Source organism: Pseudomonas sp. 6D_7.1_Bac1 (assembly GCF_025465945.1).
Taxonomy (GTDB): Bacteria; Pseudomonadota; Gammaproteobacteria; order Pseudomonadales; family Pseudomonadaceae; genus Aquipseudomonas.
Window position 1 is genome coordinate 65,544 of the sequence record NZ_JANLNW010000009.1, and the last position, 14,557, is coordinate 80,100.

At 55.9% G+C, this 14,557-nt stretch carries 9 protein-coding genes; 7 read left to right on the forward strand and 2 right to left on the reverse strand.

From position 1 onward, the window contains the following. Positions 1–49 precede the first annotated feature (49 nt). A complete protein-coding gene (locus NTD87_RS03110; RefSeq protein WP_262111798.1) occupies positions 50–1,012 on the forward strand; it encodes a DMT family transporter in 963 nt (320 codons plus the stop codon). 121 nt (positions 1,013–1,133) lie between these two features. Here the strand turns inward: NTD87_RS03110 and NTD87_RS03115 are convergent, their stop codons facing one another. Then, positions 1,134–2,528, reverse strand: coding sequence for a class II fumarate hydratase (locus tag NTD87_RS03115; protein ID WP_262111799.1), 1,395 nt, complete (start codon positions 2,526–2,528; stop codon positions 1,134–1,136). 192 nt (positions 2,529–2,720) lie between these two features. Here NTD87_RS03115 and NTD87_RS03120 point away from each other — a divergent pair, with 192 nt between their 5' ends. From NTD87_RS03120 to NTD87_RS03140, 5 genes are all read left to right on the forward strand, one after another. Next, positions 2,721–3,245 carry a DUF2059 domain-containing protein gene (locus NTD87_RS03120; protein ID WP_262111800.1) on the forward strand — a complete coding sequence of 175 codons (525 nt, stop codon included), beginning with the start codon at positions 2,721–2,723 and terminating at the stop codon, positions 3,243–3,245. Between the two features lie 12 nt (positions 3,246–3,257). Further along, positions 3,258–3,557 (forward strand): BolA family protein, encoded by a 300-nt coding sequence (locus tag NTD87_RS03125; protein WP_262111801.1) that lies wholly within the window; start codon positions 3,258–3,260, stop codon positions 3,555–3,557. 116 nt (positions 3,558–3,673) lie between these two features. Further along, the gene (locus tag NTD87_RS03130; RefSeq protein ID WP_262111802.1) at positions 3,674–4,615 is read left to right on the forward strand and encodes a rhodanese-related sulfurtransferase; all 942 of its coding nucleotides are present in this window, start codon (positions 3,674–3,676) and stop codon (positions 4,613–4,615) included. A 36-nt stretch (positions 4,616–4,651) separates the two neighbouring features. Next, entirely contained in the window at positions 4,652–5,254 is a 603-nt protein-coding gene (locus NTD87_RS03135; protein ID WP_262111884.1) for a DsbA family protein, read from the forward strand. Continuing rightward, on the forward strand, positions 5,247–7,064 hold the full coding sequence (locus NTD87_RS03140) for an ABC transporter ATP-binding protein (RefSeq protein WP_262111803.1): 1,818 nt from the start codon (positions 5,247–5,249) through the stop codon (positions 7,062–7,064). Before NTD87_RS03135 ends, NTD87_RS03140 begins: the two co-directional genes overlap by 8 nt. 66 nt (positions 7,065–7,130) lie before the next feature. On the opposite strand, the gene NTD87_RS03145 is transcribed toward NTD87_RS03140, so the two are convergent. Further along, positions 7,131–11,831 (reverse strand): deaminase domain-containing protein, encoded by a 4,701-nt coding sequence (locus NTD87_RS03145; protein WP_262111804.1) that lies wholly within the window; start codon positions 11,829–11,831, stop codon positions 7,131–7,133. Between the two features lie 223 nt (positions 11,832–12,054). Here NTD87_RS03145 and NTD87_RS03150 point away from each other — a divergent pair, with 223 nt between their 5' ends. Further along, positions 12,055–14,514, forward strand: coding sequence for an EAL domain-containing protein (locus NTD87_RS03150; protein WP_262111805.1), 2,460 nt, complete (start codon positions 12,055–12,057; stop codon positions 14,512–14,514). The last annotated feature ends 43 nt before the right edge of the window (positions 14,515–14,557 follow it).

Below are 14,557 nucleotides of genomic sequence, written 5' to 3' on the forward strand. Positions count from 1 at the left end.
CGACGGCAGCCTAGAATGAGGTTTCCCGTTGTTGGCCTTTGGGGTTTCCATGCACATTTCGTCCGGTCGCTGGGTATATGGTCTGTTCCTCGCCTTGCTGACCGCGTTTTTGTGGGGAATCCTGCCAATCAAGCTCAAGCAAGTGCTGCTGGTGATGGACCCGGTCACGGTGACCTGGTTTCGACTGATCGTGTCCGGCAGTTTCCTGTTCCTTTACCTGACGGCGACCAAACGCCTGCCGAGCCGACGGGCGCTTGGCCCTAAAGGTGGCTGGCTGGTGCTGATGGCGGTGCTCGGGCTGGTGGGTAACTACGTGCTGTACCTGATGGGGCTGAACCTGTTGAGTCCGGGCACCGCGCAGTTGGTCGTGCAGATGGGCCCGATCCTGTTGCTGATTGCCAGCCTGTTTGTGTTCAAGGAGCGTTTCAGCCTGGGGCAGGGGATTGGCCTGCTGGTGCTGTTGCTTGGCTTCGGGCTGTTTTTCAATCAGCGGCTGAGCGAGTTGCTGACGTCTTTGAGTGATTACACCGCTGGTGTGCTGCTGGTGCTGGCGGCGTCGACGGTCTGGACCTTCTATGCACTGGGCCAGAAGCAGCTGCTGACGGTGTGGAACTCGTTGCAGGTGATGATGGTGATCTACCTGTTTTGCACCTTGTTGCTGACGCCTTGGGTGCATCCGCTGGAAGCCCTGCAACTGAGCCCGCTGCAAGGCTGGTTGCTGCTTGCTTGCTGCCTGAACACGCTGATTGCTTACGGGGCTTTTGCCGAGGCGCTGGCCCATTGGGAGGCCTCGCGGGTCAGTGCGACGCTCGCCATCACTCCCTTGGTAACCTTTGCCGCCGTAGCGCTGGCCGCCTGGTTATGGCCCGATTATGTGCACGCCGAACAGATCAACAGCCTGGCGTATGGCGGTGCGGTGCTGGTGGTGCTGGGGTCGGCGCTGGTCGCACTGGGGCCTTCGCTGATCGCCGGGCTCAAGGCCCGGCGGATGCGGGCAGCGGTCGGCCGATAGACCGCGTTATCGTTCATCGCGAGCAGGTTCGCTCCCACAGTGACCGCGTTTCCTCAAGGGAGTGCGGTCGAATGTGAGAGCGAGCCTGCTCGCGATGATGGACCACCAGTCACTGCAAATATCAGCCCTTGCTGCCAGCCTCCAGCATATTCTCCGGCCTTACCCAGGCATCGAACTGCTCATCCGTCAGATAACCCAGCTGCAACGCCGCCTCGCGCAGGGTCAACCCTTCGGCATAGGCCTTCTTGGCAATCTCGGCGGATTTGTCGTAGCCGATGTGCGGGTTCAGTGCCGTCACCAGCATCAAACCGCGCTCCAGGTGTGCAGCCATCTGCTCGGCGTCCGGCTCCAGGCCCGCGATGCAATGCTGCTGGAAGTTGCTGCAACCGTCGCCCAGCAAGCGGATTGATTGCAGCAGGTTGTGAATGATCACCGGTTTGAACACGTTCAGTTGCAGGTGACCCTGGCTGGCCGCGAAACCGATCGCCACGTCGTTGCCCAGCACCTGACAGGCGAGCATCGACAGCGCTTCGCACTGAGTCGGGTTGACCTTGCCGGGCATGATCGAACTGCCGGGCTCGTTGGCGGGCAGCTTGACCTCGGCGAAACCGGCGCGCGGCCCGGAGCCCAGCAAGCGCAGGTCGTTGGCGATTTTCATCAGGGTCACGGCAAGGGTTTTCAGCGCGCCGGACAGGGTGGTCAGCGGCTCATGCCCGGCCAGCGCGGCAAACTTGTTCGGCGCGGTGATAAACGGCAGGCCGGAGAGGGCGGCCAGTTCGGAGGCAATCGCCTCGCCAAAACCATGCGGCGAGTTGAGGCCGGTCCCCACCGCCGTGCCGCCCTGAGCCAGTTCGCAGACGGCCGGCAAGGCACTGCGGATAGCACGTTCGGCGTAATCGAGCTGCGCGATGAACGCCGAAAGCTCCTGGCCGAAGGTGATCGGTGTGGCATCCATCAAGTGCGTGCGACCGGTTTTCACCAGCTTCATGTGCCGGGCAGCCTGCTCGGCCAAACCGGCGGAGAGTTCAGCGATCGCCGGCAACAGGTGCTGTTGCACGGCCTGCGCCGTGGCAATGTGCATGGCGGTGGGGAAACAGTCGTTGGAACTTTGCGAACGATTGACGTGGTCGTTGGGGTGCACCGGCACCTTGCCGCCACGCGGGTTGCCGGCCAGTTCATTGGCGCGACCGGCGATCACTTCGTTGACGTTCATGTTGCTTTGGGTGCCGCTGCCGGTCTGCCAGACCACCAGCGGGAACTGATCGTCATGCTGGCCGTCGAGCACTTCGTCGGCCGCCTGTTCGATCAGCCGGGCAATGTCGGCCGGCAGATCACCGTTGCGATCATTGACCCTTGCGGCGGCTTTCTTGATCAGTGCCAAAGCGTGCAGTACGGCTAGCGGCATGCGTTCGTTGCCGATCGCAAAGTTGATCAGCGAACGTTGTGTCTGAGCGCCCCAGTAGGCGTCATCCGGGACTTCTACTTGGCCAAGGCTGTCGGTTTCGATACGGCTCATCGGTCACATTCCTGTAGGTCTGATAGCGAAGTTTAGGCCGTGATTGGCGCTTGGGGTTCCGTCAGTCGTTTTTTCTACCGTTCGGCCCTGCAAATCAGGCCTGGCAAGGGGGAGGGGTTGAGCGCATGAGTTTTTTAGGCGCAGAATGGCCCCCCTTGGGGTTTTACCTCGCCTGCTAGAATAGGAAACTCGATGACCCGTCTTCGTGCCATCTGTACCGCGGTTGCTCTGGTCTGTGCCAGCGGCCAGGTTTTCGCTGATACCGCCAGCCACAACGCCAGTGCCGAAGCGTTCCTGACCCTGGCGCACGCTGACAAACTGGGCACTCCGGTTTACGCGCAAGTGCAGCAAATGTTCGCCCAGCGTTTTGAACAGACCAAGGCGCCGGAATCCAAGCGCGCCCTGCTGGAAACCTACCAGGCCAAGGCCAACACCGCGCTGGACCAGGCCATTGGCTGGGACAAACTGAAGCCGGACATGGTCAAGCTCTACACCAGTAATTTCAGCGAATCCGAGCTCAAGGACCTGGTCGCGTTCTACCAGTCGCCACTGGGCAAGAAAGTCCTGGAAAAAATGCCTCAGCTGACTCAGCAATCGGCTCAAATGACCCAGGGCAAGCTGGAAAGCGCCGTGCCTGTGGTCAACAAACTGCTGTCTGACATGACGGCCGAGCTGGAGCCTAAAAGCGCTGCCACTCCAGCCAAGAAAAAGCCTTGAGCGGAGCCCGCAATGACCATGCAACAACGTATTGAATCGGCGCTGAACGCTTTGCAGCCTGCGCATCTGGATGTGCTGGACGAAAGCCATATGCACAGCCGTGGGTTGCAAACCCACTTCAAGGCCGTGGTGGTCAGCGAGCAATTTGCCGGGCTCAACAGCGTCAAGCGCCACCAGAAGGTCTACGCCACGTTGGGCGACCTGATGGGCGAGTTCCATGCGTTGGCGCTGCATACCTATACGCCAGAGGAATGGGCGAAGGCCGGCGCGGCGCCTGCCTCGCCGACCTGCGCCGGCGGTAGCAAAAACTAAAGATCGCAGCCATTGGCAACTGTTTTTGCTAGAATCCGCAACGCGCCGCTTAGCCGGCGCGTTTTTTTTCGCATCCGGTTCACCCCTTACGAGGGTAGCCACCTGGAGAATCACCCATGACACAACAGATTGTCGTGGCGGCACTGTATAAGTTCGTCACCCTTGAAGATTACGTCGCCCTGCGCGAGCCCCTGTTGCAGGCGATGGTCGACAACGGCATCAAAGGCACTTTGCTGATTGCCGAAGAAGGCATCAACGGCACGGTTTCCGGTAGCCGCGAAGGCATCGACGGGCTGATGGCCTGGCTCAAGAACGACCCGCGCATGGACGACATCGACCACAAAGAGTCGTACTGCGATGAACAGCCGTTCTACCGCACCAAGGTCAAACTCAAGAAAGAAATCGTCACCCTGGGCGTTGAAGGCGTCGACCCGAACAAGAAAGTCGGCACCTACGTTGATCCGCAGAACTGGAACGCCTTGATCAGCGATCCTGAAGTGCTGCTGATCGACACCCGCAACGACTACGAAGTCTCGATCGGCACATTCGAAGGTGCGATCGACCCGAAGACCACCAGTTTTCGCGAGTTCCCCGATTACATCAAAGCCAACTTCGACCCGGCCAGACACAAGAAAGTCGCCATGTTCTGCACCGGCGGCATTCGCTGTGAAAAGGCTTCGAGCTACATGCTCAACCAGGGCTTCGACGAGGTTTATCACCTCAAGGGCGGGATCCTGAAGTACCTCGAAGAGGTGCCGCAGGAAGAAACCAAATGGCAGGGCGACTGCTTTGTGTTCGATAACCGCGTCACCGTTCGCCACGACCTGAGCGAAGGCGACTACGATCAATGTCATGCCTGTCGTACGCCTGTGAGCGTGGAAGACCGCGTATCCGAGCACTATGTTGCCGGCATCAGTTGCCCGCATTGCTGGGATAAGCTGAGTGAGAAGACCCGTCGCAGTGCGATCGACCGGCAGAAACAGATCGAACTGGCCAAGGCCCGCAATCAGCCGCACCCGATTGGTTACAACTACAAGCAATCCAACACTGAGGCCTGAACCATGTCCGCGCGCCTGCTCTATGTAATGGATCCGATGTGCTCCTGGTGCTGGGGCTTCGCGCCGGTGGCCGAGGCCCTGGTCGAGCAGGCGCAGGCCGCGGGCGTTGAAGTGCATCTGGTGGTCGGCGGTTTGCGCACCGGCAGTGGTGCGGCGCTGGAACCCACCACTCGGCGCTACATTCTCGAACACTGGCAGGCGGTCACCGAGGCCACCGGCCAGCCGTTCAAGTTCGAAGGTGCGCTGCCCGACGGTTTTGTCTACGACACTGAGCCTGCCTGCCGCGCACTGGTGACAGCGCGCAGTCTGGCGCCGGATTGCGCGTGGAAACTGCTTAAACTCATTCAGCGCGCCTTTTATGCCGAGGGCCGTGACGTCACCCGCGCCAGCGTGTTGGTGGAGTTGGCCGAACAAGCCGGTTTGCCACGTATCGAGTTCGCGGCAGCCTTTGATCGTGCCGATCAGCACGCGGCCACGGCGGCAGACTTCACCTGGGTTCAGGATCTGGGCATCGCCGGGTTCCCGACCTTGCTGGCCGAGCGCAATGGTCAACTGGCGCTGTTGACCAATGGCTATCAACCGCTCAGCGAGCTGTCACCGTTGCTCGGTCGCTGGCTGGAGCGCGCCGCCTGTGTATGACCGGCCCGATGATGTGCAACAACCCAATCGGGTCGATCGGCTGAGTTGGGCGGAAATCCGTCGTCTGGCGCTTCACCATAAAAAATCCTTGTGGATCGCCAACGGCGTCGCCGTACTGGCGACCCTGTGCAGTGTGCCGATCCCCTTGCTGCTGCCGTTGTTGGTGGACGAAGTGCTGCTGGGGCATGGCGATGCTGCACTGAAAGTCATGAGCCGGGTGCTGCCTACCGGTTGGCAAACCGCTGCCGGCTACATCGGTTTGATGTTGCTGGTGACCTTGACCCTGCGTTGCGGTGCATTGATGTTCAACGTCCTGCAGGCGCGCCTGTTTGCGGGGCTGGCCAAGGACATCGTCTATCGCATTCGCGTGCGACTGATCGAGCGGCTCAAGCGTATTTCCCTCGGCGAATACGAAAGCCTGGGCAGCGGTACGGTGACCACGCACCTGGTCACCGACCTGGACACACTCGACAAATTCGTCGGTGAAACCCTCAGCCGTTTTCTGGTGGCGATGCTGACGCTGGTGGGCACGGCGGGCATCCTGGTCTGGATGCACTGGAAGCTGGCGTTGCTGATTCTGCTGTTCAACCCGTTGGTGATCTACGCCACCGTGCAGTTGGGCAAACGGGTCAAACACCTGAAAAAGCTCGAGAACGACAGCACCTCCCGGTTCACCCAGGCGCTGACTGAAACCCTGGATGCGATTCAGGAAATCCGCGCGGGCAACCGTCAGGGTTTTTTCCTCGGACGGCTTGGGGTGCGGGCGCAAGAAGTGCGCAACTATGCGGTCAACTCACAGTGGAAAAGCGATGCGTCGAGCCGCGCCAGCGGTTTGCTGTTCCAATTTGGCATCGACATCTTTCGTGCTGCCGCCATGCTTACCGTGCTGTTCTCCGACCTGTCCATCGGCCAGATGCTTGCGGTGTTCAGTTACCTCTGGTTCATGATCGGGCCGGTCGAACAATTGTTGAATCTGCAATACGCCTATTACGCGGCCGGTGGTGCGCTGACGCGAATCAACGAGTTGTTATCGCGTGCCGATGAGCCGCAATACCAAGGTGGCGTCGACCCGTTCAAGGGCCGCGAGACGGTGGGCATTGAGGTGCAAGGTTTGAGTTTCGGCTACGGCGGTGAGCTGGTGCTGGATCAGATGAACCTGTCCATCGCCCCCGGCGAGAAAGTCGCCATCGTCGGCGCCAGCGGCGGTGGTAAAAGCACGCTGGTGCAAGTGTTGTTGGGGCTCTATACGCCACAGTCGGGCAGCATCCGGTTTGGTGGCGCGACGCAACAGGAAATCGGCCTGGAAACCGTGCGCGAGAATGTCGCGGTGGTGTTGCAGCACCCGGCACTGTTCAACGACACCATACGGGCCAACCTGAGCATGGGCCGCGAACGCAGCGACGAAGCCTGCTGGCAGGCGCTGGAAATCGCCCAGCTCGACGCTACGGTCAAGGCATTGCCGCAGGGGTTGGACAGCGTCGTTGGCCGCTCCGGTGTGCGTTTGTCCGGCGGTCAGCGTCAGCGTCTGGCGATTGCGCGAATGGTCCTGGCCGAACCCAAGGTAGTGATTCTCGATGAGGCCACCTCCGCGCTGGATGCGGCCACTGAGTACAACCTGCACCAGGCGCTGACGCGTTTCCTCAGTGGCCGAACAACCTTGATCATCGCCCACCGCTTGTCGGCAGTGAAACAGGCCGACCGTGTGCTGGTGTTCGATGGCGGCAGCATTGCCGAAGATGGCGACCATCAGCAACTGATTGCCGATGGTGGTTTGTACGCCAAGCTTTATGGGCATTTGCAGCAGCATTGAGCAGCTTGAACTTAGTTTGGACTGCTCGAAGAGCTGCCGATGCTGCTGGATTTGTCGCTGAGCTTGTCAGGATTGTGCATTGCGTCCATTAGGTCGCTTGCCCCATATCACGTTGAGCGCATCGACCCCATGGTCATGACCGAACCCTTTCAGGATGATTGAGCACGAGTCGCACGGCGGCAGGGTAGTGACAACGTTGATCGATCTGATATCACCAATATTTGGGTATTTATCACTGATGTAACTGATCAATTTACTTTCACTATCTACGGATGTTGCCCAATTGATAACGTCGGGTCGGGCCGGATCGGTAATTGGGTGAGGGATCGATAGCAACGCCTCGCCACTCGATAGTTTTAAGGGTTCAGGAGTTACCGGTTCCCTCAACTTGTCGATGTTGAAATAGACCGAGCCATTGTTCTCAACCACTGGATTATTTCGGTTGGACTTGAACAGGGGGAGGTGTCTGGTGTTGTCCCCTGCTCCAGAAACGCTGACGTAAGTTTCACTAGTTCCTGCGGCGGTTTTGACTTCGGCAAAAGCGATATTACGCAGCTTTTGCTGATGATTGGATGGAAGTAGCTTTTGCAGATCCTCCATTGCATTGTCAATCTTTGTGCTGTTGAGTGCCTCACTTGCAGCCCTTAAAAAAAAGACGTCGAATTTATTTGCAATGCTTTGCTGTAATTCGAGGGGCGTCATAGTACTTCTGCTCCATAAATTGGCGCCATCCGAGAGTGTGACGGCAGTTGCCCTTGTTGGGCCATCAAACAGCAGTGATGATGCCGAATAAGCTGTCACCTTCACCCACTTCAATTCATCGAGAGGGTTCGCCGGTGCTCCAATGTTTACCGCGAATTCATCGAGTTTATCCAGCGCCCGATGAACCTTATCTCTTCCATGAATGCGCACCATGTTGTTCGCATTCAAGGATCCTGTGTATAAGCGTAGTAGCTCTTTTTCGGCCGTATCTTCCAAAAGTCGTTGTTTGGACACCTTGTTCATTTGCAACGGCTCCTGGATGCTGTCGCTGGCTGAAAGCTTGACCATGTAGTAATCATCCATATGCAGCTTGGCGAAAACATACCGATGGCTTTCGTCCTTGGAATAAACGACGAGCGCGCCGACTTCATGCACATCATCGATTTTTTCGGCGCTGCCGTTCACTTTCAAGCCTCCATAGATTCCTTCCTGAAATTCGAGGTGGGCGTTGATGGTGTTCTTGGGAACGGGCGTTTTTTGCTGAAGGCCGATCCATTGGGGCCTCCCCGTGTAAGTAATGAGTCTGCCGTCCTTGAGCTCGTAAATTTTACCTTCAAACGCCAGTAGTTGACGGGATTGGGCTGATGTCGGTTGAGAGGGTGTGAATCTACCGTCTCCGAACCATGGAGCCCAACTATCCTCAAAATCCATAAAAGTGCCTTCGGTGGGGCGTTCAGCGGGAGTGCCGGTAATGACGTACTTGGTTTTACAGATTCCTCCTGGGGCCCTGCGAGAACGACAAAGCACAGTTTTGAGACTCTTGCTTGCATCGAGGCTGTCGACGCGCCTCAAAGCATTTTCATGATTTCGGTATGGCACGTTATCGATGAACACAGTTGTTCTACCATCAACCTCTAATGTCTTTCTCACATGAACTGTTTCGGCAATGACATACAGCTCCTCGTTATCCGCAATGCCTATATGCTGATAGGTCGAAGGGCCCATGGATATGTCATGCACGGACAAACGTGGTCCGAAAGGCTTGCCTGAAACGGGATCGACTGCATGGAAGGCCGGCGATACAGCGGAGCCGGTGTTGCGTACAGGCACATCTTCCAGGCCTTTGACTGAAGCCAGTCGATCGCCAGTCGACAACGGCTTCCAGCGGTCCGTGTCGCCGATTTGTGGCAGGCTCTGAGCAAATTCGTAGTGGCCGGCCTTGCCCGCCATGGCTTTGATTTTGAAAATGCCGGATCTACCCAGCTTTACCCCTCGAGATCCCAGCGACTTGAGCAGCGAGCCGACTCCATCAACCGGATTCAATGCCTGCAGGGCCAAAATCGACACCTCTTTAGTCAGTGACGCAAATACTCTGAGTCTGACGGGTACCGTCAGGTGGCTTGCATTGCCCAGCAGTTTTATTGAGCCGGAGGACAGTTTGCCGATGGGAAGGCCAAATGAAGCCAGGTCCAGCGACAGGCCGAATGCACCGTTCACCTTACGCTCTGTATCATCGGAATCTATGTCTTCTATAGACTTCCAGAATGGTACGAGAGTCTTGGCGAAATTCTCGAAGCTTTTCTGAGAGGCCTTGTCGCGGTCAAATTGTGTCTGACCATAAGCAGCCTTGTGAAGCGCATTCGGATCAACGAACAGCAGTTCGGTAGCGATGAAGTGACTGATTTCCTGGCTGCGTTTTGAGTTTATCGTCAGGGCTACATCGCCGCTGTTCTCCATAGTGCTGACGGGGGGCATGAACGTGTGGCCCAATTGTTCGATGATGGCCTCGCAATGCACAGCACTCAGCGGTTTACTGCCTATTGAGTGAGCTTTCCAGTCAAGGGGTAATGTCTTATTGCACAAGACTTCGACGGGGTAGGGATTCATGCCTATGTGCCAGGTCTCTGTCTTGAGCAGACCGCCAAATAGCTTCGTGTCCAGATTGTTGATGCGACGTATAACCCCGGCTCTTGGCAGCAGTTCAAATGTGCTGGTAACACCTTTGTATGTAGTCAGCAACAGCAGGCCATTACGGGCGCGGAGCGGTAATGTGTTTTCAGGCGTTTCGTTCTTGGCTTCTACTTTATATGTTTCATTTCTCAGGGTGTAAATCTTGAGCGTTCCCAATTCCAGTGCCTGCCGGTCAGGGAACGGAAGTGATGCCAACAAGCTTTTTATCAGGGTTTTATAGGCGTCAGTCAGCGAGGTTTTGTGGTCGTTGAAGTTTTTTTCAAAAAGTTCTTTGGCATTGCAAATGGTATTGTATTTTTTGCCAGATGAAGCGTCTCCAATGTGTAGTTTTCTATCTTCGTCTAACCAAATATAAAAATTAACGGTTTTGCTATTTTTTTTGATAACTGCCCACGGTTTTTTGCTGTCGAAGTTATTGTCGGCAACGACGTCAATTACCGAATATCTTTTTGCCAAATTAATGTATCGAGCGGGCTCCGCCAGTTCATGGTCATTCCAGTAGGAATTGATTATGGAGCCGTTGTCAGCCATTTTAGGGAAGTCATGATCGATGACGGATTTTGCAAGGGACAGGCGCTCGGGCGCCTTTTTATCGAGGTTGCTGAGCGCGTCATTCAAAACGTTGATGTATGTGTCCAGTTCTGATATCGCTAAGTCAATTTCGGTCTGTGTGTATTCTTCATGTTGTTTTTGAGGAATGATACTCTGGGTAGCTGCCCACTCCACTGTCGGCAGTAACCTCGCGAGAGCTAGAACGCGCAGTTGCTCCTCTGTCGCGTCCTCGCTTATTTTCAAAGGCATATTGACCAGCTGTTGGAATGTTTTTCTGTACAACGCCTTGGAGTCGGTAAGGTTTATGAGGTTTGCGCCGCTCACAAAGTTGACCCAAACAACGGAGCTTCTATAAGGCAGGTCGTCCGGAATGTCGCTGATGCGGAACTCGGTTGGGAACTCGCAGAGATACAACCTTGCCATGACAGTGGCTTCTTTTTCTGAGATGGCCCGTTTCGATGTGAGTAAATGGTCTATGAAATCCCTCCATATTTCGCTGTAACTTTTCCCCCAGTTTAAGTTTGATTTCAGGTCATAGCCGGCGATCCTGTCGGGGTATTCGATAGTTTGCGATTTGAACCAGATTTGCAGTGCTTGGGCTACCACTTTGGTGCGTATGTGAGGCGAGGTTTCTTCGCCCATTTTTCCGCCGTACCAATCCATCGTCGTCAGCAAGACGGTTCCCAGTTTTTCGGCTTCGGGACTTTGCAGGATCTTTTGAAGAAAAACTGTTGGCTGGGCACCCACCTTTTCAGGCACGGCTGACGCAAGAATGTCGTTGGCCAAATGGGTCAGCGGGGATGTAATCCCATCAGGTAGAAACGATTGGATGACTTTTCTGATTTCGCCTGTAATGAACGGCTCCTGCAATTCATCACTGGATTCTGTTGTCAGGACACCTTGAAACGAAACCTGTCGATCTTCTTTCGTAAGAAATGGTTTGAGGTCCAATATGTTGAAATCGTCCTCGAGCCCCAATTGAAAACTAGCGACCTTATCTTCAAGGGTGTCGATGGCGGCTTGATGTTTAGCGGGGTTGGCCAGATCCCAAGGGTGCAACCCGTAAAACGTGGCAATCCTGGGGGCCGAGATCAGGCGGTCATAGCGAATTTGTCCGCCCAGCAAAGTGGCAGCCTGTTCGATCCGGGTTCGAAGTGCTTGCCAGTTGTCGTTTCCTGTCAGGGTCAGTTCGATCTTGTTTGCACCTTCGCGATCTGAAGTCTCATAAACAAAAGCCCCTTCTTTCAAGGTGACGATCAGATAGTGCGGGGAGACATTGTTTTTTCGGCACAGTGCACGGTAGTCGGGATCCACAAGCAACTGCTGTAACGCTTCCTGGCCAGTTTCGTTTTCATGATCCAAGGGCGAAAAAAATCGTGGCCTGAGTAGCATTTGGGAAAAATGAGATAGTGAACCCACCTCCTCACGTAAAACTGATAGCAATAGTTCATAGTCCTGGAGTTGACCCTGATGGACCTGAGCGGTGGTTGGGGATGAAGTGCCCGGGGCGTTTGAAGCGCCATTTGAAGGGGTTGTTTGCATGATGCGGCTTCTCTTGTCTTGTTTCGGTTGGTTACCTGCGGTTCAGCAGGGAGATCACTACCGATTACAACGACCTGGAAGAGAGTCCATGCGGTATATAGATATTGCGAGGGGGGCGAAGGGTGTTTTTTGTTCATCACTTGCCGGGACCTAGAACGCACCCTAGTCTAGCTGTAGCGAACACGTTGGATGATGATCGAGCAGTGCTAATGCAAAGGACCTCATGAAGCAAAAAAGGACTCTCGGAACGCCACGGTTACTGGGCATCGTCTGGCCATTTATCGCCGTCGTGCTGTTTCAGGCCCTGCTGGGTGGTGTCAGCCTGTACGTTCTGTCGGCGGTTCGCGGCTACGTTGCGGGGGAAAGCCTGTGGTCCAAGGGCCAGAAAGACGCCATTTATTACCTCAATCTCTACGCTGACAGTCGCGACGAGTCGATTTTTCTCAAGTACCGGAATGCTATTTCAGTCCCTCAGGGTGGGCATGAACTGCGAGTCGCGCTGGATCATCAACCACCTGATCTGGAGGCTGCACGGCGGGGAATCCTCAAGGGGGGCAACCATCCCGATGACGTTTCCAGCCTGATTTGGCTGTACCTGAATTTCCGGCATTTCAGCTACCTGGAAACCGCCATCGATCGCTGGACCGTGGGTGATGCCTATCTGGTGCAACTCGCTAGCGTCGCCCGTGAAATGCATCAGCGCATTGGCAGCAACCAGGCGACCGATGCTGATATCCAGCGCTGGAAAACCCAGATATTTTCCATCAACGAAGCTGTTACACCCGCGGCCAAAGCCTTCAGTGACGCGTTGGGCGAGGGCTCGCGGCTGATTCTACGGTTGTTGCTGTTCACCAACCTGGCCACGGCGCTGGGGTTGATCGCTTTGGCGTTGCTGCGAACCCATAAACTTCTGGCCCAGCGCCATGCGTTTGCCAATGCCTTGCAGCTGGAAAAAGAACGCGCGCAAATTACCCTGCAATCCATTGGTGATGGCGTCATCACCACCGACGTTGAAGGCGCCATTGCTTACATGAACCCGGCGGCCGAGGAGTTGACCCACTGGAAGGCTGGGCAGGCGGTCGGGTTACCACTGGCGTCCTTGTTCAATCTGCTGGATGAAAATGCCCAGGCTGACGGTTTTACCCTGATCGAGCACATTCTCAGCGGCCAGCTCAGTGGCGGTAGCGAGCATTCCAAACTGATTCAGCGGCTGGACGGCAGCACGGTTTCAGTGACATTGGTGGGTTCGCCGATTCGCAATGCCGGCAAGGTCAGCGGCACGGTGTTGGTGCTGCATGACATGACCCAGGAGCGGCAGTACATCGCCAATCTTTCCTGGCAGGCGACCCACGACGCCCTGACCGGGCTGGCCAACCGTCGTGAATTCGAATATCGACTGGAGCAGGCGCTCTACAACCTGGCGCGCCAACCTGCCCGTCATGCCTTGATGTTCCTCGATCTGGATCAATTCAAGCTGGTCAACGACACCTGCGGGCACGCCGCGGGTGATGAGCTGCTGCGGCATATCTGTGCACTGTTGCAGTCAGGATTACGTGAAGGCGACACCCTGGCCCGATTGGGCGGTGATGAGTTCGGCATTCTACTGGAGAACTGCTCGCCGGAATCCTCGGAGAAGATCGCCGAAGGCCTGCGGCAGACGGTGCAAAACCTGCACTTCGTCTGGAAAGGCCGGCCGTTCGTGACCACTGTAAGCATTGGTCTGGTGCATATCCTTCAAGCCCCGATTACCCTCGAAGCCACATTGCGTGCCGCTGACATGGCTTGCTACATGGCCAAGGAAAAGGGTCGCAACCGGGTGCAGGTCTACCATGCGGACGACTCCGAGCTGTCCTTGCGCTTTGGCGAGATGGCCTGGGTGCAGCGCTTGCACATGGCGCTCGAAGAGAATCGCTTCTGCTTGTACTCACAGGAAATCGCTGCGCTGGGGCATGTTGAACGTGGCGGTGGGCATATCGAGATCCTGCTGCGTCTGCATGACGAAGCCGGGCGGATGATTCTGCCGGACAGCTTCATTCCGGCGGCCGAGCGTTATGGGCTGATGACGTCCCTGGATCGTTGGGTGGTCGAGAACGTTTTCAAGATCATTGCCCAGGGCATCGCGCGAGAGCGCAAAGGGCCGTTGGCCATGTGTGCGATTAATCTGTCAGGTATTACCATTGGGGATGACGCTTTTCTGGACTTCTTGCGTGAGAAGTTCATTACTTACGCCATCCCGCCTGAAATGATTTGTTTTGAAATTACAGAAACCAGCGCGATTTCAAATTTGGGAAGTGCAATCAGATTTATTAATGAGCTCAAGGGGTTAGGTTGCCATTTTTCGTTGGATGACTTTTGTGCCGGGATGTCCTCATTCGCTTATCTGAAACATTTACCTGTAGACTTCTTGAAGATCGACGGGAGTTTCGTAAAGGATATGCTGGACGACCCGATTAACCGTGCAATGGTCGAAGTGATCAATCACATCGGCCATGTCATGGGTAAGCGCACCATTGCCGAGTTTGTTGAAACACCGCAGATCGAGCAGGCATTGCTGGAGATCGGGGTGGATTATGCTCAAGGGTATGTTATCGAACGCCCGCAATTGTTTACCTGTGACAGTCTGCAATGTCGGCCCGCCAGACCGCGGCCACTGTTATTCAAGGCGCCTGGCACGTTCCGTTGAAGTCTCTTGCTGATCCGTACAATCACAATCAAAAGGAGTGCGA

Bases quoted from the DNA above. Each gene is read 5' to 3' on its own strand.
- NTD87_RS03135 (WP_262111884.1), top strand. From the start codon at position 4,652: ATGTGCTCCTGGTGCTGGGGCTTCGCGCCGGTGGCCGAGGCCCTGGTC.
- NTD87_RS03130 (WP_262111802.1), top strand. From the start codon at position 3,674: ATGACACAACAGATTGTCGTGGCGGCACTGTATAAGTTCGTCACCCTT.
- NTD87_RS03150 (WP_262111805.1), top strand. From the start codon at position 12,055: ATGAAGCAAAAAAGGACTCTCGGAACGCCACGGTTACTGGGCATCGTC.
- NTD87_RS03120 (WP_262111800.1), top strand. From the start codon at position 2,721: ATGACCCGTCTTCGTGCCATCTGTACCGCGGTTGCTCTGGTCTGTGCC.
- NTD87_RS03110 (WP_262111798.1), top strand. From the start codon at position 50: ATGCACATTTCGTCCGGTCGCTGGGTATATGGTCTGTTCCTCGCCTTG.
- NTD87_RS03145 (WP_262111804.1), bottom strand. From the start codon at position 11,831: ATGCAAACAACCCCTTCAAATGGCGCTTCAAACGCCCCGGGCACTTCA.
- NTD87_RS03125 (WP_262111801.1), top strand. From the start codon at position 3,258: ATGACCATGCAACAACGTATTGAATCGGCGCTGAACGCTTTGCAGCCT.
- NTD87_RS03115 (WP_262111799.1), bottom strand. From the start codon at position 2,528: ATGAGCCGTATCGAAACCGACAGCCTTGGCCAAGTAGAAGTCCCGGAT.